At 58.8% G+C, this 925-nt stretch carries 1 protein-coding gene and 1 pseudogene; one reads left to right on the top strand and one right to left on the bottom strand.

The genetic code is table 11. The features are described 5' to 3' along the window. Positions 1–9 precede the first annotated feature (9 nt). Positions 10–384 (top strand): annotated as a pseudogene (locus C9413_RS32435) (extensin family protein); the annotation flags it as partial. 174 nt (positions 385–558) lie between these two features. On the opposite strand, the gene C9413_RS32430 reads toward C9413_RS32435, so the two are convergent. Then, positions 559–925: SRPBCC family protein (locus C9413_RS32430; RefSeq protein ID WP_170251627.1), on the bottom strand; the 367-nt coding region annotated here is incomplete at its 5' end.

The raw sequence follows: 925 nt of genomic DNA, 5'->3' as shown, positions 1-925 counted from the left end.
TAGCCCTGCGCCAAATGTGTGAAGAAAGACCCCTCTCCATCGGCCGGCTTTCGCTACGGTGCTGGCGCAAAGACGATCCAGCCGCTCGGCGGCTATTCCTGCCGGCGCATGAACAACAGCCGCCAGAGATACAATCCGATGTCCGAACACGCACGCGGCAACGCGATCGACGTCGGCAAGTTCGTACTGAAGAACGGCCACCAGATCGATGTGCGCAGGAAGGGCCTCTTCTCGTTCCGCGAGGGCAGGCTGCTCAAGGCCGTGCGCTCCGACAGCTGCCGGTATTTCAACACCGTGCTCGGCCCCGGCAGCAACCCGGAACACTGGAACCATTTTCACTTCGATCTCAGATCCCGCAAAGGCGGCAGGGTTTATTGCAATTAAGCCTGGTGGGCGGCCGAACCGGGACCGGTGAGTAGCGGATGGCACTTGGCGCCCAGAACCAAGAGCCAGGAGGACCGTTCGCATTGGCAATGCCTGCTTAAAGCGTATTGTCAGACCGCATCGCGAAAAGCGTCAACGCGATCCGATCCCGGCAGCCTTGCTCGATCCTGAGTGCTACTGATTGATCTCCGGTTCGACGAGCCGTGCCAGGTTTCGCAGCGACTCCTGCCAACCAAGGTAACAAGCCTCTGGTGGAATAACGTCGGGTACGCCTGCCTGCGTTATCTCCAGCTCTGTCCCGACCGAAACTTTCTTCAAGGTCACAGCGACTTCCATTTCGCCAGGCAAGTTGGGGTCGTCGAATTTGTCCGTGTAGCGCAGGCGCTCGCCTGGGGCGAGCTCGACATATTCGCCACCAAATGCGTGGCTTTTGCCCGTTGTAAAGTTCCGGAAGGACATTTTGAACTTTCCGCCGACTGTCGGTTCAAAGTGATGCACAGTGCAGGTAAAGCAGTTGGGGGGGAGCCACTTGGCGAGAGCA

The organism is Rhizobium sp. SEMIA 4085 (assembly GCF_013004495.1).
Taxonomy (GTDB): Bacteria; Pseudomonadota; Alphaproteobacteria; order Rhizobiales; family Rhizobiaceae; genus Rhizobium; species Rhizobium gallicum.
This window is presented reverse-complemented; position numbering and strand designations above follow the sequence as displayed.